Origin of the sequence: Polynucleobacter nymphae, from assembly GCF_018882155.1 — a bacterium.
GTDB lineage: Bacteria > Pseudomonadota > Gammaproteobacteria > Burkholderiales > Burkholderiaceae > Polynucleobacter > Polynucleobacter nymphae.
Map to the genome: position 1 here is coordinate 103856 of NZ_JACVPA010000001.1, position 25504 is coordinate 129359.

At 42.9% G+C, this 25504-nt stretch carries 26 protein-coding genes and 2 tRNA genes; 20 read left to right on the forward strand and 8 right to left on the reverse strand.

Features of this window, described 5'->3' with window-relative positions; all coding sequences use genetic code 11:
* Positions 1-2 precede the first annotated feature (2 nt).
* A complete protein-coding gene (locus ICN29_RS00540; RefSeq protein ID WP_216128698.1) occupies positions 3-479 on the reverse strand; it encodes an MgtC/SapB family protein in 477 nt (158 codons plus the stop codon).
* A 466-nt stretch (positions 480-945) separates the two neighbouring features.
* Between ICN29_RS00540 and ICN29_RS00545 the strand changes: the two genes are divergently transcribed.
* From ICN29_RS00545 to ICN29_RS00560, 5 genes are all read left to right on the forward strand, one after another.
* Positions 946-1122: a hypothetical protein gene (locus ICN29_RS00545; RefSeq protein WP_216128700.1), complete on the forward strand. Its 177-nt coding sequence runs from the start codon at positions 946-948 to the stop codon at positions 1120-1122.
* A 70-nt stretch (positions 1123-1192) separates the two neighbouring features.
* The gene (locus ICN29_RS00550; RefSeq protein ID WP_216128702.1) at positions 1193-2635 is read left to right on the forward strand and encodes a DUF2252 domain-containing protein; all 1443 of its coding nucleotides are present in this window, start codon (positions 1193-1195) and stop codon (positions 2633-2635) included.
* Between the two features lie 82 nt (positions 2636-2717).
* Positions 2718-4463: an alkaline phosphatase gene (locus ICN29_RS00555; protein WP_216128704.1), complete on the forward strand. Its 1746-nt coding sequence runs from the start codon at positions 2718-2720 to the stop codon at positions 4461-4463.
* A 58-nt stretch (positions 4464-4521) separates the two neighbouring features.
* Positions 4522-4734 (forward strand): GDCCVxC domain-containing (seleno)protein, encoded by a 213-nt coding sequence (locus tag ICN29_RS10745; protein ID WP_369411611.1) that lies wholly within the window; start codon positions 4522-4524, stop codon positions 4732-4734.
* Between the two features lie 180 nt (positions 4735-4914).
* Positions 4915-6396, forward strand: a complete 1482-nt coding sequence (locus tag ICN29_RS00560; RefSeq protein ID WP_216131831.1) for a Ppx/GppA phosphatase family protein — start codon at positions 4915-4917, stop codon at positions 6394-6396.
* 12 nt (positions 6397-6408) lie between these two features.
* On the opposite strand, the gene ICN29_RS00565 is transcribed toward ICN29_RS00560, so the two are convergent.
* From ICN29_RS00565 to ICN29_RS00580, 4 genes are all read right to left on the reverse strand, one after another.
* Positions 6409-7335, reverse strand: a complete 927-nt coding sequence (locus ICN29_RS00565; protein ID WP_255538005.1) for a GNAT family N-acetyltransferase — start codon at positions 7333-7335, stop codon at positions 6409-6411.
* 66 nt (positions 7336-7401) lie between these two features.
* The gene (locus ICN29_RS00570) at positions 7402-7809 is read right to left on the reverse strand and encodes a diacylglycerol kinase (protein WP_216128706.1); all 408 of its coding nucleotides are present in this window, start codon (positions 7807-7809) and stop codon (positions 7402-7404) included.
* An 11-nt stretch (positions 7810-7820) separates the two neighbouring features.
* Complete coding sequence (locus ICN29_RS00575) at positions 7821-8849, reverse strand: glycosyltransferase family 4 protein (RefSeq protein WP_216128708.1); 1029 nt, start codon at positions 8847-8849, stop codon at positions 7821-7823.
* Positions 8846-9655, reverse strand: a complete 810-nt coding sequence (locus tag ICN29_RS00580; RefSeq protein WP_439651245.1) for a UDP-2,3-diacylglucosamine diphosphatase — start codon at positions 9653-9655, stop codon at positions 8846-8848. The genes ICN29_RS00575 and ICN29_RS00580 overlap by 4 nt, the downstream gene beginning before the upstream one ends.
* Positions 9656-9758: 103 nt before the next feature.
* On the opposite strand from ICN29_RS00580, the gene ICN29_RS00585 reads away from it, so the two are divergent.
* Complete coding sequence (locus ICN29_RS00585; RefSeq protein ID WP_216131840.1) at positions 9759-10547, forward strand: lysophospholipid acyltransferase family protein; 789 nt, start codon at positions 9759-9761, stop codon at positions 10545-10547.
* Between the two features lie 66 nt (positions 10548-10613).
* Entirely contained in the window at positions 10614-11519 is a 906-nt protein-coding gene (gene ppk2 / locus ICN29_RS00590) for a polyphosphate kinase 2 (RefSeq protein ID WP_216128710.1), read from the forward strand.
* Here ppk2 and ICN29_RS00595 read toward each other — a convergent pair.
* Both ICN29_RS00595 and ICN29_RS00600 read right to left on the reverse strand, forming a co-directional pair.
* Positions 11516-13600 (reverse strand): TonB-dependent receptor, encoded by a 2085-nt coding sequence (locus ICN29_RS00595; RefSeq protein WP_216128712.1) that lies wholly within the window; start codon positions 13598-13600, stop codon positions 11516-11518. The two genes, ppk2 and ICN29_RS00595, sit on opposite strands and share 4 nt — an antisense overlap.
* A 57-nt stretch (positions 13601-13657) precedes the next feature.
* Positions 13658-14026 carry a hypothetical protein gene (locus ICN29_RS00600; RefSeq protein WP_216128715.1) on the reverse strand — a complete coding sequence of 123 codons (369 nt, stop codon included), beginning with the start codon at positions 14024-14026 and terminating at the stop codon, positions 13658-13660.
* A gap of 60 nt (positions 14027-14086) precedes the next feature.
* On the opposite strand from ICN29_RS00600, the gene ICN29_RS00605 reads away from it, so the two are divergent.
* From ICN29_RS00605 to ICN29_RS00640, 8 genes are all read left to right on the forward strand, one after another.
* Positions 14087-14163 (forward strand) — tRNA-Pro (locus ICN29_RS00605).
* 36 nt (positions 14164-14199) lie between these two features.
* Positions 14200-14276: transfer RNA gene (locus ICN29_RS00610), tRNA-Arg, on the forward strand.
* A gap of 250 nt (positions 14277-14526) precedes the next feature.
* Positions 14527-15264, forward strand: coding sequence for a carbonic anhydrase (locus ICN29_RS00615; RefSeq protein ID WP_215290211.1), 738 nt, complete (start codon positions 14527-14529; stop codon positions 15262-15264).
* A 523-nt stretch (positions 15265-15787) separates the two neighbouring features.
* A complete protein-coding gene (locus ICN29_RS00620) occupies positions 15788-15997 on the forward strand; it encodes a hypothetical protein (protein ID WP_216128717.1) in 210 nt (69 codons plus the stop codon).
* A 34-nt stretch (positions 15998-16031) separates the two neighbouring features.
* Positions 16032-16268 (forward strand): CDGSH iron-sulfur domain-containing protein, encoded by a 237-nt coding sequence (locus ICN29_RS00625; protein WP_216128719.1) that lies wholly within the window; start codon positions 16032-16034, stop codon positions 16266-16268.
* A 180-nt stretch (positions 16269-16448) separates the two neighbouring features.
* Positions 16449-17231, forward strand: coding sequence for a glutathione S-transferase family protein (locus ICN29_RS00630; RefSeq protein ID WP_255538006.1), 783 nt, complete (start codon positions 16449-16451; stop codon positions 17229-17231).
* 60 nt (positions 17232-17291) lie between these two features.
* Positions 17292-17474: a hypothetical protein gene (locus ICN29_RS00635; protein ID WP_216128723.1), complete on the forward strand. Its 183-nt coding sequence runs from the start codon at positions 17292-17294 to the stop codon at positions 17472-17474.
* A 296-nt stretch (positions 17475-17770) separates the two neighbouring features.
* Positions 17771-18646 carry a hypothetical protein gene (locus tag ICN29_RS00640; protein WP_216128725.1) on the forward strand — a complete coding sequence of 292 codons (876 nt, stop codon included), beginning with the start codon at positions 17771-17773 and terminating at the stop codon, positions 18644-18646.
* An 84-nt stretch (positions 18647-18730) separates the two neighbouring features.
* On the opposite strand, the gene ICN29_RS00645 is transcribed toward ICN29_RS00640, so the two are convergent.
* Entirely contained in the window at positions 18731-20062 is a 1332-nt protein-coding gene (locus ICN29_RS00645) for a hypothetical protein (RefSeq protein ID WP_216128727.1), read from the reverse strand.
* Between the two features lie 83 nt (positions 20063-20145).
* On the opposite strand from ICN29_RS00645, the gene ICN29_RS00650 reads away from it, so the two are divergent.
* The 5 genes from ICN29_RS00650 to ICN29_RS00670 all read left to right on the forward strand — a co-directional run bounded on the left by ICN29_RS00650 (position 20146) and on the right by ICN29_RS00670 (position 25174).
* Positions 20146-20574, forward strand: coding sequence for a hypothetical protein (locus tag ICN29_RS00650; protein ID WP_216128729.1), 429 nt, complete (start codon positions 20146-20148; stop codon positions 20572-20574).
* Between the two features lie 27 nt (positions 20575-20601).
* Positions 20602-21102: a hypothetical protein gene (locus ICN29_RS00655; protein WP_216128731.1), complete on the forward strand. Its 501-nt coding sequence runs from the start codon at positions 20602-20604 to the stop codon at positions 21100-21102.
* A 104-nt stretch (positions 21103-21206) separates the two neighbouring features.
* Positions 21207-22298: an acyltransferase family protein gene (locus ICN29_RS00660; RefSeq protein ID WP_216128733.1), complete on the forward strand. Its 1092-nt coding sequence runs from the start codon at positions 21207-21209 to the stop codon at positions 22296-22298.
* A 441-nt stretch (positions 22299-22739) separates the two neighbouring features.
* Positions 22740-23450: a hypothetical protein gene (locus ICN29_RS00665; protein WP_216128735.1), complete on the forward strand. Its 711-nt coding sequence runs from the start codon at positions 22740-22742 to the stop codon at positions 23448-23450.
* Positions 23451-24032: 582 nt separating this feature from the next.
* Positions 24033-25174 (forward strand): IS3 family transposase gene (locus ICN29_RS00670; protein ID WP_216128737.1). Its coding sequence is split into 2 segments (ribosomal slippage): positions 24033-24300 and positions 24300-25174, totalling 1143 coding nucleotides; the frame shifts between segments, so codons are not numbered across the junction.
* The last annotated feature ends 330 nt before the right edge of the window (positions 25175-25504 follow it).

Genomic DNA, 25504 nt, shown 5'->3' on the forward strand with positions numbered 1-25504 from the left:
ATTTAGTCTGGTTCACCTGAGATTTCAGAGCCTCTTTTTACCCCATTAAGTCTTGCAAAGAGCCGTTCTAAAGGCCCTCCAACGGCTAGAATCAGCAAAATTGCTCCTAAAGATAAACTCCCTAAGGCAAACTGTCCCGCCCCAAAAGCTGCGCCTATCAGAGCGCAGGCCCAAAGGCTGGCCGCTGTAGTGAGCCCATGAACCCTTTGCGAGCGCTGCTCATGAATGATGACTCCTGCACCCAAAAAGCCAAGGCCGGTAATGAGGCCCTGCAGAACACGGCTAACTGACTGCGCATCATCCTGAACAAAGTCACTTATTAGCATGACAGCAGTAGCTGAACCAATGGCTACTAGTGAGTGGGTGCGTATACCGGCAGATTTGTGGTGCAGCCAGCGATTGAGACCAAGCACTGTGCCAACGATTAACGCCAAGACCAGTCTTAAGACAATGCTTCCATAAAGATCCCAATTGAGCATGCTGATTTCCTTAAGCTAGAAAACTTAGAACTATCAGTGTATCTCAGCCAAACAAATTGGTCATAAAAGTGCCTTCACACTGTCATTCATGTGATTCACAATAGTAAAAATTTTTAGAGGTATTTCTACAAAACATAGATACCTAGACTAATCTTTCACCACAAGGATGCTATATGAAGCAATTTATCGTACGTTTATGGCAAGCATGGAATGAAGCAAGAATTGCTTATGCAAATCGTTATACACAACATCGACTTGGTAGCTGATTTCATTTGATTGGACTTCGTCATTAGAATGTAATAAAGTTCTGCTAAATTAGATTTGTCAGCTTACTACTGACAAAAACTAATCTGCATTACTCTCCTTTTAAACCCAGTTCAGGCTGGGTTTTTTTCATTCTTAATAAATCTGAAATATATACATCCTAGGATAAGAGTCTATACCATCATAGGAAAGCGAAAGCAAGATGAATGCAAATCTCACTAAATATTTATCTGATGTTTTCCGTAATGAGGTCAAGTATGAGGTCAATTTAGAGCCTAAAGAGAGCAGTCTGCAACAAGGCTCACATTTATTAGATCGAAACATGAAGCAATTTGTAGTTGATACAGGGTTTTCATTGCGCCTTGATGAGATAGTCTAATTACTGTTTGTGGGTGCCTATACCTAAATAGCATTAATATGAAAGGGTTGTCTCATTAGCTAGGTAGCCCATGTCTTTAGAAAAAAAGCCACAATTTGCTGTCCTGAGGTCTGTAGAGTCTTTTCAAGACCCACGACCTAGCATTAAAAAACGGATGGCTGACGGTAAGGCTTTGCGTAAGGTAGTGAGCTTTTCTGATCAAGCCATCTACACGCCTCCCAAGCACCGTATTGATCCAGTAAGAATACTAGAAGAACAGGCTAAGGAGCGGATTGAATCTCTCGTTCCTATTCGTTATGAACGTATGTTGCAGTCTCCATTTGCTTTTTATCGTGGTGGTGCCGCTATCATGGCGCAGGATCTAGCCAACCAACCTACTACCAATATTACTGTTCAGCTTTGTGGTGACATGCATGTTTCTAATTTTGGTTTATTTGGATCTGCTGAGCACCGCTTGATATTCGGTATTAATGATTTTGATGAAACTTTGCCAGGTAGCTGGGAGTGGGATATCAAGCGTTTAGTAGCAAGCGCCCTGATTGCATCGGAGAGCTTGGGTGGAGATAGGGCTCTTGGCAAAAAGCTGGTGTACCGCATCGCTTCCGAATATCAAAAGCGGATTGCGCAATACGCAAAAATGCCTTACCTAGACTTGGCTCAAGAGTTTATTGGCGAAAAAGACATTCGTAAGCACTTTAGTAAAGAGCATCAGAAGAAGCTAGATGCCTACCTCAAGGAGACTAAAGGGCAGGGCAATATTCAGGTTTTGCAGAGTCTGACAACCTTGGTTGGGAAGAATCGAAAGATTATCAATAAGCCTCCACTCATTGAGCATTTTAAAAAGAATGCTTATGGTGTTTCTTTGGCCTCACTCATCGATAAAGCCTTATTGAACTATTCCAGCAGTCTGTTAGCTGACCGCCAAATATTATTTCAACGCTACTCTTTAAAGGATTTCGCCAGAAAAGTGGTGGGTGTTGGTAGTGTCGGCACCAATTGTATGGTTTTGTATTTTGAGGGCGATAGTGAAAATGATCCTTTGTTTCTGCAATATAAAGAGGCTCAAAAATCAGTCTTAACTCCATACCTTGGCGAATCCATCTACCGTGATATGGGCAGGCGTGTAGTAGCAGGCCAGAGATTGCTGCAAGGTGCGCCTGATATCTTTTTGAACTACGGCGCTGTGCAATTTGATATTAATAAGAGTCAGGGTTTTTATCTGCGCCAATTACGCGATATGAAAGGCGGCATTGGCGTTGGTACTGGTGGCGTCTCGTTAAAGAATTTCCCGGACTATGCAAAGCTCTTTGGCTGGGCATTAGCTTTGGGCCATGCACGTTCTGGTGATGCTGCAGTGATAGCAGGGTATTGTGGTCAATCTCCAGAGCTCAATGAGGCGCTATATTCCTTTGCTAAAGCCTATGCAAAGCAAAATCAGCAAGATTTTGAACAATTTTGCAAAGCCGTGAAAACCGGTAGATTGAAAGTTGCTAAGAAGAAAATAGCGCTTTAAAGGCGTAAATAGGCTGTCATGAAGATGTCATCTTCTTTGTAGATATTGTAGGGTGATCTTTAACTGTCTAAATTCAACCGAAATGAATATTTCTAGCCTTATTAAAAATGCTGTATGTATTTTAGCTACCACCTTCATTAGTGCTGCGCACGCACAAGCAGTTTATCCAATTGATAAAGCGGAAATTTTGACGGGCACCAATTTTGATATCAAAATAGAGTTTAGTCAGGTCGTTAATCCAAATGAAGTAGTGATTGAATTAAATGGTACGCCCGCTAATAAAGCTATTCTTGCTAAATCAGAATTTATCCAAAATGAGAACGGCAAGGGTAGCTCAGTTATTTATCGAGATGTACAACTGACTAAAGCAGGTAAATATGAGCTTGTAGCACGCAGTCCCCAGGAAAAGTTACAAGTGACTTGGGACCTTTATGCCAGCGGCCCACGTAGAGTAAAGAATGTAATTTTATTTATTGGTGATGGTATGACGATTGCTAATAGGACGGCAGCACGCGTTCTATCGAAGGGTATTTCAGAAGGTAAATATCAAGGAAGACTGGCGTTTGATGACATGCCGAATACTGCAATGATTGGCACCTCAGGTTCTGACTCATTGATTACAGATTCTGCCAACTCTATGAGTGCTTATACGACTGGGCATAAAACAGCAGTTAACGCAATGGGCGTATATGTATCGCGCGCTAGCAATAACCTATCGCATCCCAAAGTAGAAACCATAGCTGAACTCATTAAGCGAAAAACAAAAATGTCTGTAGGTATTGTTTCTGATGCAGAATTACAAGATGCCACACCAGGCGCAATGGTGGCCCATACTCGACGTCGTGCTGATAAACAGTACATTGCAGATCAATTACTAGCTAGCAAGGCAGAGGTTATTCTGGGAGGGGGTTCTGCGTATTTCTATCCTCAATCCAGTAAGGGGTCAAAACGTAAGGATGAGAATAATCTCGTTGAAACTTTTAAGGCAGATGGTTACCAGGTGGCGCTTACTAAGCAAGAACTGATTGTTGCCGCTGAGAACAAAAATACCAAGAAACTATTCGGTGTGTTTCATCCAGATAATATGGATGGCTCACTCGATCGATTCTTCTTAAAAAAGAATACTGTCCCACAATATCCAAACCAGCCTGATTTAACAGAGATGACCCAATCAGCGATTGATGTGCTATCCAGAAATCCTAATGGCTTCTTTTTAATGGTTGAGGCCGCTTTGATTGATAAGTTTAATCACCCCTTAGATTGGGAGAGGGCAGCCTTTGATACGATAATGCTGAGCAATGCAGTGCAAATTGCTAAAGACTTTGCTAAGACCCATCCCGATACTCTGATTATCGTTACACCCGACCACACGCATAGTGGCTCTATTAGTGGAGTGGTCAATGATGACAAGACTGGACCATTGCGCGAAAAGGTTGGCACCTATGCTGATGCAGGCTATCCAAACTATCCTAAGGCAGATGTGCAAGGCTATCCTAATCAGATTGACGTGACTAAGCGCCTAGCATTTTTCTACGGCAATTACCCAGATCATTATGAGACCTTACACCCTAAGCTTGATGGTACCTTTGTACCCGCAGTTAAAGGTGAGGGCGGCAAATACATTGCTAATCCAAAATATGTACAGCTACAAGAGGATGCCATTCACGTTGGCGGCAATTTACCATCTCATCAAGAGTCTGGCGTACATACCGCAGATGATGCTGTTCTCAATGCCATCGGTCCAGGTTCAGAAAAGTTTAAAGGCTTTATGGACAATACTGAAGTTTTCAAGGTCATGGTTCAGACTCTGGGTCTTGGCTCTAAATAATCAGTACTTCATGATTGCCTGACATAATCTTGAAACATTCCCAGTTCAATATTCGACTGTGAACAATTCTATAGAAAAACAGCGATCAACTATTACTTGCCCGCATTGTCAGGCTACAGAGGCACTTGAGATTCCCAGAGGTACCTCTCAACATTTGTATCGCTGCCGTGCTTGTAGCAATATTTTGAAGCCCAAATCGGGGGATTGCTGTATTTTCTGCAGCTTTGGTGACCTCGATTGCTCTAGCGCAGAACAAAATCTAGCTACATAGCCTTTTCCCGTTAGACTACCTTGTAATTTCATCAATATGTCATGGTTTTTTCATAAAATAGACATATTTGATTAGCGTAGATACTTTTTAGGGAATACTTTGGAAATACATTCTGACGACTCCGCATCCTCATCGGAAGACCTAGTCGCAGCAGTAGATTTAGGTTCCAATAGTTTTCGCATGTTGGTTGCTCAAGCGATTAATACGCCATCAGGGACTCAACTTCGTCCCATCGATACTCTCCGAGATTCAGTCCGCTTGGCGGCTGGCTTAACGGAAAATAAGCTTTTAGATAATGATGCTTATCAGCGCGGATTAGCGGCTATTAGTCGTTTTGGAGAGCGCATTCGGGGATTTGATCCATCCAATGTGCGCGCAGTTGCTACCAATACCCTACGGGTTGCTAAAAATGCCAATCAATTTATAGCTGACGCTCAAGAAGCTTTAGGATTTCCGATCGAGGTTATTGCGGGCGTCGAGGAGGCTCGTTTAATTTACATTGGGGCCGCTCACGAAGTTCAGGCAGTTCAAGGCAACAGATTAGTAGTGGATATCGGGGGCGGTTCTACAGAATTTATTATTGGCAAGGGTTATGAGCCAAAGTTGATGGAAAGTCTTTATATCGGCTGTGTTTCACATAGCATCCGTTTTTTCCCTAAGGGTAATGTTGATGCTCACGCATTTAAAGAGGCTGAGCTAGCAGCCAGACGCGAGATCCAAGTTATTTCAGGGGCTTATCTAAAGAGTGGCTGGAATCAAGCCATTGGGTCATCTGGTACTGCGAGAGCTCTAGCTGAAATTATTTCAGCAAATGACTTCAATGGGCATAGTGATACTTTAACGATGGGACGCGTAAATGCTACTAGTGGCTTAATTACGCGTGATGGCTTACGGGCGATGAAAAAACATCTGCTGACGTATGAACATGTTAGTCAAGTTGAATTATTAGGCTTAAAAGATGACAGAAGAGCGGTTTGGCCAGGGGGATTAGCCATCATGCTGGCAGCATTTGATGAGCTTGGCATCGAAGAAATGGAAGTGACCGATGCTGCGCTGCGTACTGGGGTGTTATACGATCTCTTGGGGCGTTCACAACATCATGACATGCGTTACGTTACAGTTGAACAGTTCATGCAGCGCTACTCCGCTGATCGCGATCAAGCAAAGCGGGTTGGCAAATTGGCCTCGGAATTCTTGCAACAATTACCCAAGCCTGAAACAGAGAGTAGAGCAGATAATATTGCGCTATTGCAATGGGCTGCCAGCCTTCATGAAATTGGCCTATCAATTTCACATAACGGCTACCATAAGCATTCTGCTTACATTGCTGGTAACGCTGATATGCCTGGTTTTTCTAAGAACGATCAGACCCGTTTAGCTGCGCTCTTGATTGGCCACACTGGAAAATTAGGAAAACTTGCACATAATGCAGGCTTTCATGACTGGCGGATGTTATTTTGCCTGCGCTTGGCTCAAGCACTCTGCCGCGGTAGAAGCGATGAAGATTTGCCGAAAGTCAAAGTCTCTGAGAAAGATGGTGCTTTTCAAGTCAGCATTTCTAGGGAGTGGATTCAAACACACCCATTAACAGAATTTAGTCTTTTGAAAGAAGCGGCCGAATGGACTCGTATCGGCCGCTCTTATGAACTTAACCTGAAATAAAAACCAAAAAGATTACAAGCCTAAGAAATGCTTCGCATAGCGTGGATTAATTTCTGATAAGCGCAACATTGTTAGCAAGTCGGCTGTATTGAAATCAGGATCCCAAGCAGGAGAGCTACAAATTTTGGCGCCTAGCTTGAGGTAGCCTTTAATCAATGGAGGAGCTTCAACTTCAAGGCCGCCATTGAGCTTTTCTAATGGTAAGGGTAGGCGAGGGAAGGCATGGAACTCAACCGGAGCCATTTGCTCATTGCTTAAGGAGTTATAGAGACTGGCAGCAAAGTGACCGCCATCAGCCATCGGGATACTGGCGCAACCGAGCATGATCTCGTAACCATTCTTTTGCATGTATTGGGCTAAGCCGCTCCATAAGGCCATGATGACAGCGCCGGAACGGTAGTCCTGGTGCACACAAGATCTGCCTAATTCAACCAACTTAGGGCGTAAGTGATCTAGACGGGATAAATCAAATTCAGAATCAGAATAGAGGCGACCAATTTCTTTGGCCTTGTGTGGAGGCAAGACACGATACGTACCAACTACCTTAAGAGTATCTTGATCGCGGATTAATAGGTGATCGCAATAGGCATCAAATTCATCCACATCTAAACCTTCAGCATTTTGAGCCAGGTTTGCACCCATCTCTTCAGCAAAAACTTTGTAACGCAATCGTTGCGCTTCTTTGACTTCACTTAAGGACTGTGCCCACTCGATCTGAAAAGCAGGTTTCTTGGATTTGACAATCGGGCTTACTGAAGGGGCTACTTCAGCTACAGCCAACTGCGCGCGGGCTTTGGTAGCAAACTTTTTGCCAAAGAGCTTTTTAGCCAGCTTTTTAGAAAGTTTCTTTATCGGGTTTAACTTCGGAGTAGTAATTTTCTTCTCTTTTTTGAAAGAAAAGATTTCAAAGGCGCCAATTGGGTTTGGGATGTCTGACATAGTGAGCCTTGTAAGTTAGCTTAGTGAGTTAGTTTGAATAAATATTAATGTGATCGTAAGAGACGTTTATTGCAGTTTTAAGACAAGCGGAATGCATACTGCAGACCACATGAGAAGAGCGATGAGTAGCGCTAACATCACTGCTGCTGAGCCAAAATCCTTCGCTCTTTTGGATAGATCGTGATGCTCAAAGGAGATGCGATCAATGGCAGCTTCAACGCTGGAGTTGAGTAATTCCACTACCAAGACCATGATCAGAGATGACACTAAGAGTGCTTTTTCGAGATAGCCAATGGGTAAAAAGAAAGCAACCGGTGTTAGAAAGGCAAATAGACTTAACTCTTGCCTAAATGCACTCTCTTCTAGAAAAGCGTATACCAATCCACACCAAGAGTTTTTGGCGGCATGCCAAGCTCTGGTTAATCCTCGATTACCTTTGTGAGGATTTTGGTCTATGTGATATTTGGTATTCAAGCGGAACTTTCTTAGGCTAGCGCAGTGACATGTACTTCAGGAGAAGGGACTGGCTTGAGATGATGCAAAAATTGCTCAGAGGCAGCACGCCATGAGAATTTCTCAGCATGCGCACGAGCTACTTCGCGGGGAATCTTTAATGCGGCAATGCAGGCTTGTCGTAAATCGGCATTCATAGCGCCAGCAGGAGAATTTCCAAGGACATCAATTGGGCCAGTTACTGGGTATGCAGCTACTGGTGTACCGCAAGCCATTGCTTCAAGCAGGACTAAGCCAAAAGTATCGGTCTTGCTTGGGAATACAAACACATCCGCTGCTGCATAGACCTTCGCAAGCTCTTGCTGTTGCAATACACCTAAATAATTGATTTCAGGATACTTTTCTTTGATGCCTGCCATGGCGGGGCCATCACCAACTACCCACTTTGAACCAGGTAAATCAATTTCCAAGAAGGCATTAATATTTTTCTCAATCGCGACACGACCCACATACAAAAAGATAGGGTGGGCTGTATTAAGGGTTTTAGACTCTTGCATCTTAAAAATATCGAGATCTACACCTCTAGACCACAAGACGACATTATTCAAACCATATTTTTCTAAATCATTCTTGACCACAATCGTTGGTGCCATCACGGCCATTGATCGACCATGAAACCAACGAATAAATCCGTAGGTAATTGCCAGCGGGATACCAGTGCGTGCTTTGACATATTCGGGAAAGCGTGTGTGATAAGCAGTCGAGAAAGGCAGGTTATTTTTCACTGCATAAGAGCGTGCAGATAGGCCTAAAGGACCTTCGGTGGCAATATGCATTGCATCTGGAGCGAATTCTTTAATGCGACGAGCTACTTCTTTGCCTGGGAATAATGAGAGGGCAATATCTGGATAAGTAGGACAAGGAATTGACTTAAACCCATTGGGCGTAATCATTTCAACCTCATGACCCATCGCAGTTAATTCAGTACGGGTTTGCTTTAGGGTGCGCACCACGCCATTGACCTGTGGGTCCCATGCGTCGGTAATGATCATAATCTTCATAGTGCAGCCTCTTTGAGAAGTGATGCAACAGCAGGTTGGAAAGCAAGTTCGGGAGTTTGTACTGGTTCACCCTGGATATGGGTCCAATAAATAATTTTGAGTTCGCCAGCATGAGTTTCAACGAGGGCGCTGAGGCTTTCTACCCAATCGCCATCGTTACAGTAGAGCAGGCCATCGATTTCACGGATCTCTGCTTTATGAATATGGCCGCATACCACGCCATCACAACCGCGCAGGCGGGCTTCTCTAGCCATGATGTGTTCAAAGTCAGCGATATAGCTAACCGCATTTTTTACTTGGTGCTTTAAGTACTGGGAAAGTGACCAATATTGCAAGCCCATCTTGACACGCAACATATTGAAGTAGCGATTGATATACAGAATGAAGGAGTAGAGCGTATCTCCCACATAGGCGAGCCATTTGGCATATTGCATGACGCCATCAAATAAGTCGCCATGAGTAATCCAGAGTTTCCTACCATCTAAAGTGGTATGAATGCACTCCTCAACAACTTTGACATCACCAAATGACAAGCCAAAAAACTGCCTAGCACTTTCATCATGATTGCCTGGAACATAGATTACTTCTGAGCCCTTACGTGCTTTACGTAATAGCTTTTGAACAACATCGTTATGGGCTTGAGGCCAGTAGAATGATTTTTTCAGTCTCCAGCCATCAATGATGTCACCTACTAAATAAAGCTTATCGGCTTCATTGTGCTTTAAGAAATCTAGAAGGTAGTTTGCCTGACACCCCGATGTACCTAGGTGTACGTCTGAAATCCAGATGGCTCTGTAATGCATCATGAGTATGTATTAAGCCAATACACTGTGTAAGCTTCATGACATTTTTAAGACATTTTTATTACTATGCCTTTATGCTTTAGCATATCCCATGACAATAGCAATTATGACCTCTACAAAACCATCCGTGGCCAGCAATACCCCATTTCTTATTTATATCGCACTTTGGTCTCTAGTCTGGCTGCATGTATTTAGAGGTGTTGTCACTTTACTTTTGCTATTTCCTTTTCTAAACATAAACTCAAAAAATCATCATATTCAGAGATGGTCAAAGCGACTGTTAAAGATTTTTGGGGTTAAGTTACTTGTTAACGACGCCAACTTATTGCCACCATCGTCCTATTTGCTAGCCGCAAATCATGTGTCTTGGTTGGATATTCATGCTATCAATGCGTTTAAGCCTGCTCGATTCGTAGCTAAGTCTGAAGTAGCCAGCTGGCCAATCTTTGGGTGGATGGCAAAGCAACTAGGCACTGTATTCATTAAAAGAGAGAGCTCAAGGCATGCTAAGCAGGTAGTTGAGGGCATGGCAAAAATACTCAAAACACAACCAGTTTGTATTTTTCCTGAAGGCACTTCTACCATTGGCAAAAGCGTACAGTCTTTTAAGCCTAATTTATTTGAGGCCGCAGCCATCTCAGAAGTCCCGGTGTGTGCTTTGGCGCTAGCCTATTTTGATCAAAATACAGGACAACATTCTGAGGTGCCAGCCTTTATCGGGGATATGGGTTTGATCGAGTCTATGGCCAACATATTAAAAAACCGTAGGCTTAGAGTGGAATTAACCATTTTTGCGCCTACTAATGCTGGCCCCGATCAACCCATTGATCGAAAAGAACTTGCTGCTCATAGCCAGGAGCAAATTGCCCAATACCTTACAAAACACTGCAATTAGACAGAATGTAATAAATATGTCATATATATACTCTAAAACTGTAAATGTAAAAATGGTATAGAGCAAATGACATCAAAGCATAAAGAGATGGCCGAGTGGTACAGACGTGCTCAAGAAGAAATTCTCGATAGCATGGATGAAGAGCTCGAGATGGAGCTAGATGATGATCGCCTTACTCCAGATGGTGAAGAGGGCTCTTCGATACCACGTAATGTCTACTTTAAAGAATTATTCAGATTGCAGGGTGAGCTTGTAAAGCTACAAGACTGGGTTGTCGCTAACAAAGTTAAAGTTGCCGTTCTGTTTGAAGGTCGAGATTCAGCAGGTAAAGGCGGCGCCATTAAGCGCATTGCCCAACGGTTAAATCCGCGAGTATGTAAAGTGGTTGCTTTGCCTGCACCGAATGAGCGCGAAAGAACACAATGGTACTTTCAGCGCTATATCTCACAGCTTCCCGCTGGCGGTGAAATCGCTTTATTTGACCGTAGCTGGTACAACCGTGCTGGAGTTGAAAAGGTCATGGGATTTTGTACTAAAAAAGAATATGAAGAGTTTCTCAGAACGGTTCCAGACTTAGAGCGCATGATGATCAATTCTGGAATCATTTTAATTAAGTATTGGTTCTCGATTTCAGATGATGAGCAGTACAACCGCTTCATGATGCGCATTCACGACCCTTTAAAGCAGTGGAAGCTCAGTCCCATGGATTTAGAAGCTCGTCGTCTTTGGGAGGCGTATACCAAAGCCAAAGAGACTATGCTAGACCGTACCCATATTCCAGAGGCGCCTTGGTGGGTTGTGGCAGCAAATGATAAGAAAAAAGCTCGCCTCAATTGCATTAGTCACTTGTTGACCCAAATTCCTTATAAAGAAATAGATCATCCGGTTATCAAACTACCTGCAAGGGTACATAACCCAGATTATTTGCGTGGCCCTGTACCGCCAGAGATGTACGTACCAGACCTGTACTAAAACGCCGCTCTAATACCCACCATCAAACTTCTGCCAGGCTGTGGCGCATACAGTCTGACTGCCATAGGGGTAGTTGCATACCGAATTTCCTCGTTTAAGAGGTTCTTCAATACCAGATAGCCCGTCCAATTCACTTTACCAATGCGCTCTGTATAAGACAGATTGGCGTTGACTAAGTTGTAACTCGGTGTTGGCCCGATCTCCCAATTTGCTAATCTATTTTGTTGATAGCTATAAATATAAGTAGCACTGGTTAACCAACCATTGCGTTGATAGGCTAATTCAGTGCCAAGCCGTGGCGCGGGTTGGAGTGGTAAATTACCGCCGGCATTAAAGCTGCCTTGGGATATATCACCAAAGATACGGCCACCAATACCCGTTTCATTCCAGTTATAAGTCAACTCACCTTCAGCACCTCGAATACTGGCGTTAGCTTGTGAGGACTGAACTACAGAGAAATTGGAGTTCGCTTGGCTATAGGCGCCAGTGTAAAAGCCATAGATGTAGTTGTTAAATTGATTGCGATACACGCTAGCTTTACTCTTAACTAATCCTAAAGTCTTCTGAAAGCTCAGCTCCACGTTATGGGAAGTCTCCGTTCCTAGATTGGAGTTACCCACATCAAATGTCGCTGTTGCATCATGCGGGCCATAGGAATAAAGTTCTTGTGCCGAAGGCGCTCTTTGAGAAACTGTATACGCCAAACCTAGACCATAACCTCTTACAAGATCTAATAGACCGCCTGCTGAATACGACATTAAGTTAAATTGGCGATTTTGAACGGTAGGTGGGCTATAGGAAGTGGGAACAAATTGCTCGCTACTCGCGCTGGGAAACTGTGTTCCAGAATTCGGATTCTGACTCACATAGTTATAGCGCGCACCCAAACTGGATTTCAGGGGACCGTAGCGACCCTCCTCAATTAAGAAGAGGGCAGTCGAATTCGATTTCGTTTGAGGCACGATGGCATAACTATTGCTCGTGAGATCAATTGCATTCAGAGTGGTGCCCGTCACTTGGGCACCAATAATGCCTTTAGATCCTAAGAGTGCTTTATGAGCCAACTCTATACGCGCTTCAGTAGCGGTGTTATTCCACTGGGTAGAGGCAACCCCATTATTAGAAAACTCCGTGTGCTGGTAATTGCTATTAGCAGCACTAATTTTTACTGATGAGAAACCATCAAAGGGATCGTTCACGACATGCGCTAAGTCATAACGATTCTGTGATTGTTGAATATAGCCACCCTCGCTTGTTGGAATGCCGTAGTTATGATTCATGCGCTCCATAGAGATACCGGTATAGCCATCAGTACGCAGGTAGCTAGCACCTAAACCCAAACTGTTTTGATTGCTGTAAGAAAAGGGGAGTTTGCCGCTATAGGGTACGTTTACAGGATTGCCTGGGTTAATAGCCCAATTGGCATTAGGCCCACCTTGCTCAGCAAAACCGGGAATGCGATAGTTATTTGAATTGCTAATCGCTGAGTCAAAGTGCAAAGCTAAAGGGCCTGCAGGTGCATCTAATTCCACATTGGCAGTCTTACCTTGATTGACAGTCTCATAGCTCGTATTCAGAGCACCGGAGACAGCATCCGGCATGGATGTCACGATCCGATCATTGACCACGTTGACTAGGCCACCGCTAGAGCCAGAACCATAGAGCAGGGCGGCCGCACCACGCAATATCTCAATTTGATGCGCATTTTGTAGTGGGTTGGCAACCGCATGATCCGGAGAAATGCTCGATACATCACCTACCGATAAACCATTTTGCAAAATCTGCACCCGTGCACCATCAAGACCGCGTATGACAGGACGAGAAGACCCAGAACCATACCCAGTAGCAGAGACGCCTAATTCATTGGCAAGAGTTGCACCCAGCGTACCAGAGAGTTTGTTCTGCAACTCATCACCAGAGAGCACCTTAGTGGGCGACAATATTCCAGCATCGGTTTCACGCACTCCACTCACATTGAGTGCAGGCAAAGACTCAGCAGAAGTTTGTGACCAGGCATGACCAGTCACAAAAGCAAACACTAAAAATAAAGAGAAAGAAAAAAGGTAAAGCCGAAAATTCATATTTCATCCAAATACGCCAAATGGCGAACAAACAAAAGAGCGCTAGGCGCAACAGTTTTAAAGGATGAAAGTAGGCGGAGCGCGGGACTGGTATGAGGCAGAAGCAGATTCAATCAGAACCAGTTCAGCCGAAGAAATAGGAGTAGAAAAATAAACGGGAACATGAACAATTGCAGAATCACCAACCGGAACAAAGCCAGCTAATGTCAGTGCATCATATAAATGGCAAGTATCAGAACTATGGGTAATGCCAGTACCAGAATCAGCGGCAGAACATTGATCAATACTCTGACTAGATAGGCCAGCATGAGAAATGCCATGAGCAAAGCCAACCCAGTGGGTTCCTAAAAGGCAAACAAGGAGCAAGGCTACTGAAAAAGCAGCCAATAAGCGCTTGGAATATTTGCTAGGAAAATAGGCAACCATGCCCCGAATCTTACAGGATTTGCCCAGAATAGCCCTCTCAGTGTAGAATATGGGTTCCGTCGGAGTGTAGCGCAGCCTGGTAGCGCACCTGCTTTGGGAGCAGGGGGTCCAAGGTTCGAATCCTTGTACTCCGACCACTTTCCCTGATTGTTCTAGTTAGACCCAGCATATAACTGCCCATAGCTCAGCTGGATAGAGCAACGCCCTTCTAAGGCGTAGGTCGCACGTTCGAATCGTGCTGGGCAGGCCAAAGGCCTAAAACCACCTTCGGGTGGTTTTTTATTTGGGCTTGGCAGGGTTGGGCGCCATTAGAGCCGGATACCCCCATCATGAAGCGTCCTTTAAAAGGAGATATCTACAGGCTAATTAAAGATGAATTGGTGATACCTGGACCCAATGTAATACCTAAAACTTATAAAAGTGATAAAGTTTTTGGTAATCATTTTGTCAAATAAGACTAGATGGGAGTAGATAACCAATCAAAATTCTTAGGAGTCAAAATGAAAAAAGTATTAGTTGCAGTTTGTTTGACTGCATTTGCTGGTTTTAGTTATGCAGATAGCGCAGTTAAATGGGGATACGATGGCAATATCGGCCCTGCTAACTGGGGTGACTTGAGCAAGGACTTTGCAACCTGTAAAACAGGCCAAGTGCAAGCGCCTATCGATATTCAAACGAAGCAAGCCTCTAAAAATAATTCCCCAATTAAAACAAATTACAAGGCATCAGCTGGCGAAATTTTAAATAATGGCCATACGATTCAAGTTAATCTAGCTGATGGCGGTTCTGCAAACTTAGGCGGTGCTGACTATAAGATTTTGCAATTTCATATGCACACTCCAGCAGAGGAAAAGATTGATGGCAAAAGCTTTCCATTTAATGCTCACCTAGTGCACCAGAGTGCAGATGGTAAGTTAGCTGTAATTGGCGTTCTCTTTAATGAAGGCAAAGAAAATGTAGCCCTCAAAGAGGTATTTGCCAATATGCCAACTGCCGAGGGCAAGACACCCTTGAAGACCCCATTTAATACCGGCACTATGTTGCCAAGCTCTTTAGCTTATTACAACTATGCAGGATCACTGACAACCCCGGGATGTGGTGAAGGCGTGCAGTTCTATATTCTAAAAACTCCTGTTGAGCTCTCTAGCGCACAGCTGTCGGCATTCAAAAAGATTTTCCCAATGAATGCCCGCCCAGTAATGCCGCTAAATGGCCGCAAGATTACAGAAGGTAGTTAAGTTAGGGTTAAGCATCCTAGGCCCTAGTCTATTTCGCCTCAGGTAACGAGAAATACCAAAACCACCTTCGGGTGGTTTTTCTTTGGGAGTCTGCTTTGGGTCGTAAGCCGCCACCCAACCGTCATTTAAAAGGACGCTCAAAAATGTCGGTTTACCCGACAAATTCCATATCCGATTATTCAACCGCCTATAGATACCAACTGAGATCCATTACATTCCACCTGACGCCATGGTTCTCGGTGCTGATGCCACACCAAAAGCCAACACCTCGATGCCATTGTTTTTAGTGTTGTTCTAGCTCATTTTTTCAGCTTCTAAGGCGTAGGTCGCACGTTCGAATCGTGCTGGGCAGGCCAAAGGCCCGACTGGCCGATCGGATTTAGTCAAAAATCTCTTTTTATAGCGGTCCGTTGACCCGATATTGACCAATTTATAACAAAATCCTACAACCTTGAATTTTTTACTTTTCTAAGGCTCATAAAGGGATTAATCTAAAACCATCATTAAACCTGCAGAGGTTGTTATGAGTGGAAAACATGCAATTTATGTAGTTGTGAAATCCAAAGACGGGCAGATTGAGAGCAAAGATCATGGCCTGCTGAATTTAATTAATCGCCATCACTGCGATACAACATTGGCTGAATTTCATAAAGACTGGAATGCTTATTGCCTTCATCATTTTGGTTATATATTAGAGATCGTTGATGTAGGTTACCAGTGGTCATACGAGTAAGCGCATCTATCAATAAATTGCATAGGGAGCTAGCATGGAGATAAAGACAGCTAAAAATACACCTTATCCAGTAGAGGTAGTCAAAGGCCAGACCTACTATTGGTGCAGTTGTGGCTTAAGTAATAACCAACCCTTTTGCGATGGGTCACATCAGAGAACAGATTTAGTCCCCGAGGAATTTGTTGCATCAGAGAGCAAAACAGTTTATTTCTGTGGCTGCAAACAATCGGCTAATGGGCCGTTATGCGATGGAACTCATAAAAGCCTATGAAAGAAAGCTAGTGTGCGTTCGAATCGTGCTGGGCAGACCAAGCACCCAACTGGCCCTTGAGATAATATTAAAACCACCTCCGGGTAGTTTTAATTTGGTCATTAATCATTATTAGAGTAAGGTGAGTTCTGATTGAAGCAATCTAATTTTTAATAACCACTCCTTAAAGTGAGTAAATTAATGATCCTTTATAGTGCCCCTCCATCTTATTATTCAATGATTGGTCGTTTGGCGTTAAATGCAGCGCAGATATCATTTGAAAATCATCATATGGATATTCATGTACGTAAGGAGCAACTTGCCCCTTGGTATATTGCGCTTAACCCCCACATGACTGTACCTACTTTAGTGGATGACAAAACGATCTTGATTGATAGTCAAGATATCTTGCGCTTAGCAGCAACCCAAGCGGGCAATCAATGGCTTGATATTGATCTCAATCTAAGCCCTCAAATTGAGGCAGTAGTGAAAGCACACTATGCAATCCCGATTGAACGCTTGACCTTTTGTAAGGCAATGCTTCATTTACCAATCTTGAAGTTTATTTTTCCACGCGCATTGGGCGGCATCATTAAGGGTCTTCAGGCTCAACTTGCAACAGCAAAAGATCCTGCTGCAGTCCAAGCAAAGATTACTTTGAACCAATCGCGGATTGCTTACTTTACTCAAGGCGCTAGCTTAAAGGAGAAGATGACATTAGAGCGTAATCGAGTGAGCGCCTATTTAGATCAATTACCAACTCTAGGCAATTTCTTATTTGGCGATAAACCTAGCTCGGCTGATATTGTTACGGCTGTTTTATTTGGACGCCTTAAAATGATTGGTGAGTATGCCTTGGTTACCAATCATGCTCGAGGACTTGTTTTAGACCAGTGGTTTAGCCGCATGCAACAACAGACCGCTTTTCAAAAATCTGACATCTGGCTGCGCTTTCAATGGTGGCGCATTTTGCTTAGAGGGTAAAAGATGGTGTTTGTCGGTTTACCCGACAAATTTGACAGCTGACCATCCGATCACCTGTGAATGCCTGTCAATATCCACGGCATTCCACCCGACACCACGATTCTCAGTGCCTACTGGACACCAAAAGCCAACACCTTAAAGTCATTGTCTAAGCTATTGTTTAGCCTGATTTTTAAAGCTTCTAAGGCCCAGGTCGCACGTTCGAATCGTGCTGGGCAGGCCAAAGGCCTGACTGGCCGATGAGATGACATCAAAAACCCCAATTCTATAGTGTTCAGTTGACCAAATATTGACCATCTTATGCGGCGCCCAGGTAGGGCGTAGGTTGATCTTGGAAGAATGCTTGCGGCCAATAACGGTCTATCGTGCAGCGAATTAAAAATCTTTGTATCCATGGTTCGATTCCATCCCGAACCATTAAGAAACACGAAAATCACCTTCGGGTGGTTTTTTCACGTTAGATTTTCTATTATTCAGTATTGAGTTTTTATAAATACAATAGTATCTTAGCAATATTTTTTGCACAAAATTGCAATCGTATGACTTTTAAACAATCCCAATTTATCAAGTCCTTGATCCAATGTATTGGCTTAACAAGCCTTATTTTGATGACGTTCATTTACCAGCAAGCGCATGCTGACACCAGTCAACAAAGCAACCAGAATATTGCATACGATTTGAATAATCCGTTGTCTGATTTAGGTTTTACTGAGATTCAATGGAATCATAATAGTGGGCTCGGGCAAACATCAAACCAAACGGGCTCAAGTCAGAGCATGCTGATTGCCCCCAAACTTAAATTTGATGTTTCTGAGGATTGGAAAACTATTAGCCGCGTTTATATTAATGCCTCCAAACTGCAGAATGTAAATGGCGTTAATAATGCTGGCATTGGCCCTACACAAATCGAAACGATTTTTACTCCAAAATCAAATTCCCAAACGCTGATGGGTGTTGGCCCTTATGTACAAATTCCTGGCGGACAAAGCGGGGAGTTCGGAAGCGCCCAATACGGTGGCGGAATACGAGCTGTACTTGTGTCGCAGCCCAAACCCTGGACTTTTGGCTTATTTGCTTTTCAATCGTGGAGTTTGGGAGGACCCAAGGGGGCAGGAACTGCAGCCAGCCCTAACACTGGGACGACCAACTCCATCTCTGTTTGGCCAACCATTGCTTACGTTACCCCAAACGCCTACATTTTGTTTTTAGATAGCGAATCAACCTACAATTATGATGCCCGAAGAGGGTATAGCCCCATTAATGCTGCTGTGGGAAAAGTAACGCAATTTGGTACTACGACAGTTAATTTTATTCTTGGTATTAGATACAACGTTGGCGGATACCCTTCTACCCTCCAATATCCAGGTACTCCTCAAGGCTGGGGTCCTAGAGCGCAACTGATCTTCACTATGTAAACTGAAGCGTAGGTCGCACGTTCGAATCGTGCTGGGCAGGCCAAAGGCCCGACTGGCCGATGAGATTTCTAAAGAATCTTTTTATTACTTGATCAACACAGCTGGTGAACTTGGAATACTGCCAGGTGACTTAGCCAATGCTTGAAATTGCGACAAGATGTTAATCACTAGAGTGGAGTAACCATTATTTTCCCTAGGGATTGAGTAAGTGTTGTCGTCTAGGGCATCCATGGTTGAAAAGGTCTTACCATTTTTATTGCGATTAACTACAAATAAAGCGTAGCGGTTACTCTCATTCGTCTTCTTCGCTATCGTATCCTCAGTAGGGAGTAACGTAACTAAATACGGTGGATTTGCTAGTTGAGCATCAGTCACTTGACCTAAAAAATCATAAATATTCTTAACGGAGCGAAAGGCAAATGTAGTTTGAGGTTCTTTTGCAGGATTAGGGTTGGAATTTGCTAAGGGCTGACACAATAAATCGCTGCCGTAGTTTTTGATAACATCATTTCTAAATTGGTTTTGTTTGATACATAATTTAAATTCAGGCGCTGACTTGATAATTTGATAGGTCGCTACCTGTGAGTTATTTGATGGTTTATTAGCAGGTATTAGTTTCATACCATGCCCGGCCAAAAGATTGACATAGCCAGCGCCATAATTTTTCTCTAATTGAGCTACTGTCATCGGCTGACCTTCGTAGGTTTCATTAAGTATTGATTGGACGTTGAGGCCGTAGCTTAATAATTGGTACATTACTTTTTGGAACTCAGGATATTCAGCTCGCAATGGATTATTAAAAAACTTTTTTTCTTGTCCGTCTGGATAGGAGACAGCGATTTCATCTACCACCATACTAAAAATAACTTCTCTTGGAATATGGTTATGTAAAAAGTATTTGGCAGCATCTAGCTGAATAGGCGTTAAAAATGGCTTCCAAAACGAGGAGTTATCCAAGGAGGATTGACTAAAGTTAAAAGAGTTTCCTACTTGCATACTTAATGAAGGAGTTACTAAACCTAAGGCTCCGCTTAAGGGCGATGCCACAAAAGGTCCGGTATTGCCAAAGGTAGCTAACGCTCCGGGGATTGTCACAATACTTCCAGTTCCCGTGATATTGGGCATATCCAAAAAGCTTAAAGGATGATCTAAGGACGCCCGAATGATATTCGTAAAAATCAAGTCAATTTGATACTGCTCTAAAACATTGGCATATTTTTTGGACATTGCCGAAAAATCTGGTGTAATTGGGGTGGTGCAGCCCGATAACAAGATGGCTGCCAAAACGCCAATTTTGAGCAGTTTTTTTGGATTTTTGAGAAAAATGGACATAGATAGGTAACTGAGCAGAAATATATATTCGAAGTATATTAGCAACATTGTTTTTGTGCTCTGCCAGTAGTTAGCATCAAACACTAGGCGCTTATTTGGTGCATTTTCTTTTGAGCTATATTGAAATATTACATATTATTTACTCAGCATATTTTTAAGATGCAGTTATGAAAAAAGTACTAATTCTTGCAGCATTATTATTCCCAACATTTGCTATGGCAACCTCAGATGCTGCACTCTTGTTGATTGCCAACGATGGAGCGGCAGACAAAAAGATATTAGTTGAAGATGCTGCCAAATCAAAAGTATCACCCACCCAAGGTGCCCCAGTATTCGCTGCGCCTACTATTCCTGGGGCTAAATCTTTAAGCCCCGAAAAATCGGTTGCAAAAAAAGAGGTTGAGGTCGCAAAGAAAGAAGTGGGAGCTGCAACTGCTCAAGGAAAGCCTTCAGTAGCGGTCCCGTTTGGACAACGTTATATTCCTGAGGCTGCAGAACAAAAATCTCAGGCTGTCAAAACAGATGCCCAAACAGTAAAACCGAAAGTAAACGGAAATCCACTTGATAGTGAAAGTAAGGCTGTAAAAAAGCCATAATCAATCAATTCAATTAAAGGAGCAGTTATGAAAAAAGTGCTAATTCTTGCAGCATTGTTGTTACCTTCATTCGCCATGGCCTCAGCTGGCGCGGTTTTTAAGTTAGTCGCAAATGACGGTAAACCAGCAGAGTGGCAGAATGTAGATAGCACTCCTGGCGCCCCAACTTTTGCAGCGCCCGTTGTTCCTAATACTCCTATAGCACAAAAAGAGGCTGAAGTAGCTAAGAAAGAGCTTGGTAATGTAACTCCTAAATCAGTTGCCAAAAAAGAAGCTCAAGTAGCAGCTTCCCAGTCGGGCTTGGATACTAAGGCAAAAGAGACAAAAGCAAAGGCGAAGGTCAACAAAGTGCTCGTAGAGGATGGTTCAGCAGTACTGCGCTATTCAACTAGTGGACAAACCAGCAGTAAAGAAACAACAGCAGTAGTTGATGCAGCAACAGCACGTTCAGACCACCTTTCAAAAGAGAAAGCCACAAGACAGACGACTGCTTCAGAAGCAAAAACAAGTCTTGAAGGAAAAAAATAAAGACTTAGGGCGCTGCCATTAATATTAATTAATAGGATTGTTTAGCCGAACAGTTGTGTTTTTCGAGCAAGGCATGCCCTTTAAGGTAGATAGGATCTATTGCTGTGGACTTATCTAGAAGCCTTATTAATTTGCCATCATCCGAACGGCTTAATTTCTTAGATGGCATTAGGGGCTTAGCTGCTCTCATGGTTTTGCTAGAGCATGTAGTCAAAGACTTTTTAGCTTCTGTTCAGCCAATTCAATATAACTCACAATTCTTATCTTTTATTACAGATGGCCACTTTGCGGTGGCTATTTTCTTTGTTTTGTCAGGCTATGTGCTGACTGTTAGTCAAACAAACCGCCCGCAAAGTCTAGTAACCTTATGTATAGGCCGTTACTGTCGACTAGCCATTCCTATCCTGATTACTAGCGCAATAACTTATATCTTTATGATCGCTGGCTTATTTTTTATTGCTGGGAATACTTACCAATTTACTCCAACCATTCTTGGCTTTTTAAAGTTCTCATCAGTGGATGTTTTTGTGAATTACGATATTGAAAAATCCTACAGTCCAGCCTTATGGACCATGTCAGCGGAACTATTTGGCTCTTATTTACTCTATCTCTATATTCGATTTATAGCTAGATTTGAGCGCTATCAGCTGATATTAGCCTTAGCAATATCCATAGGCCTATTAATTTTTCAACCCTTTATTGCATGCTTCTTTATGGGCTATCTCATTATGCAATTAAATACGCGATATTTAGTTAAGGATGCTAAATGGACGGCAGTCATCTGTATCGCAGCGTTTGTATCTGTAGTCGTAATTGTGAGCTTGAGCCCATCTTTGGAAAACTGGCAGAGATCATTATTGGCATTTGTAATAGTTATTGCCATCAGTTATGCAACTATATTAAGGAAGGTTTTTTCTAATGCTCTTTTACTCTTTATTGGTAAAATTTCATTCACCTTATATTTGATCCAATTTACTGTTATTTGCACTTTATCGGCATATCTTGCTACTCAATTTAGAGATCATGATTACGTCAATGTATTCTCGGCCAATCTTAATTTAGTCATTACTGTCGCTCTATGTATTGCAGTTGCTTATGTATTAAATCCAATTGATACCTACAGCATCTTAATTACTAAGAAGATCAGGTCAATAAATTTCAGAAAACTGCGCAGTAATGATCCATCGCATCACTGAGGTCATGTTGTGTCGGTTTACCCGACAAAATTGACATCTGACCATCCGACCGCCTGTGAATGCCATTCAAGATCCACGGCATTCCACCCAACACCACGATTCTCGGTGCCTACTGAACACCAAAAGCCAACACCTTAAAACCATTGTTTAACCTATTGTTTTAGCTCATTTTTAAAGCTTCTAAGGCGTAGGTCGCACGTTCGAATCGTGCTGGGCAGGCCAAAACCCTGACTGGCCCTTGAGGTGACATCAAAAAATCAAATTTTATAGTGCTCAGTTGACCCGAGCCTGACCAAGCTTGCGAATCAAATGGAGCGCCTGGCAGGGCGTAGGTTGGTCTTGTAAGGCTCTCATATTTTTGGGGTAAATACTTATTACAAAATAATTATTCAAAGAGGAAAGTAGAGCATCTTACTTTTAACTAATTAAAGGGTTTAAAAAATGAGTAAAAAGATTTTTTTATTAGTAATCGCATTGTCAGGTATTAATTCTGCATATGCGGGTGGGGCAAATGCTGAAAATTATTTTGATGGCCCTTATGTGCAAGTGGAGGCGGGTTTTGGTTCATTAACAAATAAAACATCGATAAGTCCCCAAGCTGTCCCCCTTACTGTTTCTACAAGTTTTGGTGCAACGAATCCGCAGGTCGCTCTTACTGCCGGTTATTCACGTGAAATTGTTGACTTCGTAGGCACTGATTACGATATCAATTTAGCTGCTAACGTTTCTTATAATTTTACAAATGGCAATAGCGGTAATCAAACCTATACCATAGCCGGTCAAAATTTAGGTTTCAATACAACTACAAAAAATATTCTGATGTTTTCAGTGGAGCCAGGCTACTACTTGTCTCATGACGCTCTTATTTATGCTAAATTTGGTTATGCACAAGGTCAGACCAATTATCAAAATACCATCACTAATGTAAATGTAAATTTAGGTACACAATCTGGCCCTCTATTTGGATTTGGATTTAAGCATGGGTTTAATGAGGTGAACCCAAACGTATATTGGGGTATTGAGGTCTATCAAGTGAATTTTGCAGCTAAAACTGCTAGCTATAGCAGCCCACTTTTAGGTGGGACTTCGGTCAACATTACAAGTCAGCCGACTATGCTCTTTGGTAAAATACATCTCGGGTATATTTTTTAATAAGTTTCCGAGGAGTATCGGCGATTTAGATATCAATTGGAAATCCAAAGTAAAAAGTATCCAAGGTTAGCTTTCTCATTAGTGATCTGCCTGGATAGATATCTTTTCATTCCAAATTTGTCGATTAACCCGAAAAATTAGATTTCTGACCATTCAACCGCCTGCCAATAACATCTAAGATCCATCGAATCCCACTCAGCGCCACTGATCTCGGTGCCTATGCCACATCAAAAGCCAACACCTTAAAAGCATTGTTTATGTTGTTGTTTTAGCTCATTTTTAAAGCTTCTAAGGCGTAGGTCGCACGTTCGAATCGTGCTGGGCAGGCCAAAAAATTCTCTACCCCCATCGTTTTAAATCAAAGAATTAACTATGTTACTGTTACTGCATGCTTAGCAATCTTAAAAATACCTTCAGTAGTGATTTATGCGAATCTATTCTGGAGGCCATACTTTTGCAGGGCTACGATTCTATTCTTATTACCGATGCATCAAATAATCCCAAAATTGAACTGACCTGATTTTTAGTACCACCCCAAAAGAGAGGATTTTTGATAATCTTCACCTTAAAGGAGTGCTAAATATGGCAAAAGGTCAGCGTCTTAAACCCGAGCAAATCGTCACCTTATTGCGTCAAATCGATGTCCTGACAACGAACGGCAAAACCCTAGCCCAGGCCTGTAAAGAAGTGGGCACGGTTGAGCAAAGCTACTATCGTTGGCGCAAGATCTATGGTGGTATGAAGGTCGATCAAGCTCGTAAGTACAAAGATCTGGAACTGGAAAATACCCGGCTTAAGAAGCTCGTAGCGGACTTATCACTACGAGAGGTGATGCTCAAGGAAGTCATTAAGGGAAACTTCTAAGCCCTACTAGGCGTAAAAATGCAGCGCAGCTGCTCATGGACCAGCATTCTATCTCTGAGCGGACTGCCTGCAGTTTAGTGGGGCTATCCAGAGCAGCGTATCGCTATATGCCATTGCCTAGAGATGACGAAGAGCCCCTTAGAGCCGAAGTCATCCGCATGGCTAGCACCTATGGCCGTTACGGTTATCGATTGATTGCCAGCATGATGCGTAACGCTGGTTGGGGACAAGCGACTACTGCAAGGGTTGCTCGCATCTGGCGGCAAGAAGGCCTAAAGATCCCACAAAAGCAAGCTCCTAGAGGTAGACTCTGGTTTAACGATGGCAGCTGTATGAGGTTGCGAGCTAATCATACCAATCATGTGTGGAGTTATGACTTTGTCTTTATTAGAGATGCCTATGGGGGCAAGATCCGCATGCTCACGATGATTGATGAATATACCCGAAAGTGCCTAACGATCCACTGCGCTAGAAGGATTGGATCAATCCAAGTGATTGAACAACTGGCGAACGCCATGATTGAAAATGGTATCCCAGAGTACATCCGTAGTGATAATGGCCCAGAATTTATTGCCAAAGACCTACGCAGCTGGTTATCTGGTATTGGAGTGAAAACCGCTTACATCACCCCCGGTAGTCCTTGGGAGAATGGCTTTTGTGAAAGCTTTAATGGCACCTTTAGAGATAACCTTTTGGATGGGGAGATCTTCTACAGCTTGAGGGAAGCTAAGGTAGTCGTGGGTGAATGGGTCAAGCACTATAACCATGAAAGACCCCATAGCGCATTGGATTACAGACCACCAGCACCCCAGGCACAAGTACCCAGAATCATCCAGAATCAACCTATGATGCTGCAATGATTTACTATGGAAAAACTCTCTTTGGTAGTGGACCTAAATTGACAGCAGTTCACTTAGCGGGAGTGCTAGATGGCCTTCCAAATCATGATATTGAATTATTGAGAATCATGCGTTCAGTAGCCCAAAACAAATAAAATCGAGGCTGCCTTCATCACAGGTAGCCAATAATACCTTAGGGTGGTTTTTTATTAAGCCCAGTAAAAGTTGCACTCTATTTAGAAGAGACAAACATACCTTACGAAATTATGTGACCGATACCCGTAAGGGCAACAACATAAACCCATTGTTTAATTTGTTATTCGAGTTCATTTTTCAAACTTTTAAGGCGTA

What these genes read in the sequence shown, in the direction of transcription:
- ICN29_RS00640 (WP_216128725.1), top strand. Translation starts at nt 17,771, where the DNA reads ATGACTTTTAAACAATCCCAATTTATCAAGTCCTTGATCCAATGTATT.
- ICN29_RS00575 (WP_216128708.1), bottom strand. Translation starts at nt 8,849, where the DNA reads ATGAAGATTATGATCATTACCGACGCATGGGACCCACAGGTCAATGGC.
- ICN29_RS00560 (WP_216131831.1), top strand. Translation starts at nt 4,915, where the DNA reads ATGTTGGTTGCTCAAGCGATTAATACGCCATCAGGGACTCAACTTCGT.
- ICN29_RS00595 (WP_216128712.1), bottom strand. Translation starts at nt 13,600, where the DNA reads ATGAATTTTCGGCTTTACCTTTTTTCTTTCTCTTTATTTTTAGTGTTT.
- ICN29_RS00550 (WP_216128702.1), top strand. Translation starts at nt 1,193, where the DNA reads ATGTCTTTAGAAAAAAAGCCACAATTTGCTGTCCTGAGGTCTGTAGAG.
- ICN29_RS00615 (WP_215290211.1), top strand. Translation starts at nt 14,527, where the DNA reads ATGAAAAAAGTATTAGTTGCAGTTTGTTTGACTGCATTTGCTGGTTTT.
- ICN29_RS00625 (WP_216128719.1), top strand. Translation starts at nt 16,032, where the DNA reads ATGGAGATAAAGACAGCTAAAAATACACCTTATCCAGTAGAGGTAGTC.
- ICN29_RS00585 (WP_216131840.1), top strand. Translation starts at nt 9,759, where the DNA reads ATGACCTCTACAAAACCATCCGTGGCCAGCAATACCCCATTTCTTATT.
- ICN29_RS00555 (WP_216128704.1), top strand. Translation starts at nt 2,718, where the DNA reads ATGAATATTTCTAGCCTTATTAAAAATGCTGTATGTATTTTAGCTACC.
- ICN29_RS00540 (WP_216128698.1), bottom strand. Translation starts at nt 479, where the DNA reads ATGCTCAATTGGGATCTTTATGGAAGCATTGTCTTAAGACTGGTCTTG.
- ICN29_RS00650 (WP_216128729.1), top strand. Translation starts at nt 20,146, where the DNA reads ATGAAAAAAGTACTAATTCTTGCAGCATTATTATTCCCAACATTTGCT.
- ICN29_RS00565 (WP_255538005.1), bottom strand. Translation starts at nt 7,335, where the DNA reads ATGTCAGACATCCCAAACCCAATTGGCGCCTTTGAAATCTTTTCTTTC.
- ICN29_RS00635 (WP_216128723.1), top strand. Translation starts at nt 17,292, where the DNA reads ATGCCTGTCAATATCCACGGCATTCCACCCGACACCACGATTCTCAGT.
- ppk2 (WP_216128710.1), top strand. Translation starts at nt 10,614, where the DNA reads ATGACATCAAAGCATAAAGAGATGGCCGAGTGGTACAGACGTGCTCAA.
- ICN29_RS00580 (WP_439651245.1), bottom strand. Translation starts at nt 9,655, where the DNA reads ATGATGCATTACAGAGCCATCTGGATTTCAGACGTACACCTAGGTACA.
- ICN29_RS00630 (WP_255538006.1), top strand. Translation starts at nt 16,449, where the DNA reads ATGATCCTTTATAGTGCCCCTCCATCTTATTATTCAATGATTGGTCGT.
- ICN29_RS00655 (WP_216128731.1), top strand. Translation starts at nt 20,602, where the DNA reads ATGAAAAAAGTGCTAATTCTTGCAGCATTGTTGTTACCTTCATTCGCC.
- ICN29_RS00600 (WP_216128715.1), bottom strand. Translation starts at nt 14,026, where the DNA reads ATGGTTGCCTATTTTCCTAGCAAATATTCCAAGCGCTTATTGGCTGCT.
- ICN29_RS00620 (WP_216128717.1), top strand. Translation starts at nt 15,788, where the DNA reads ATGAGTGGAAAACATGCAATTTATGTAGTTGTGAAATCCAAAGACGGG.
- ICN29_RS00665 (WP_216128735.1), top strand. Translation starts at nt 22,740, where the DNA reads ATGAGTAAAAAGATTTTTTTATTAGTAATCGCATTGTCAGGTATTAAT.
- ICN29_RS00545 (WP_216128700.1), top strand. Translation starts at nt 946, where the DNA reads ATGAATGCAAATCTCACTAAATATTTATCTGATGTTTTCCGTAATGAG.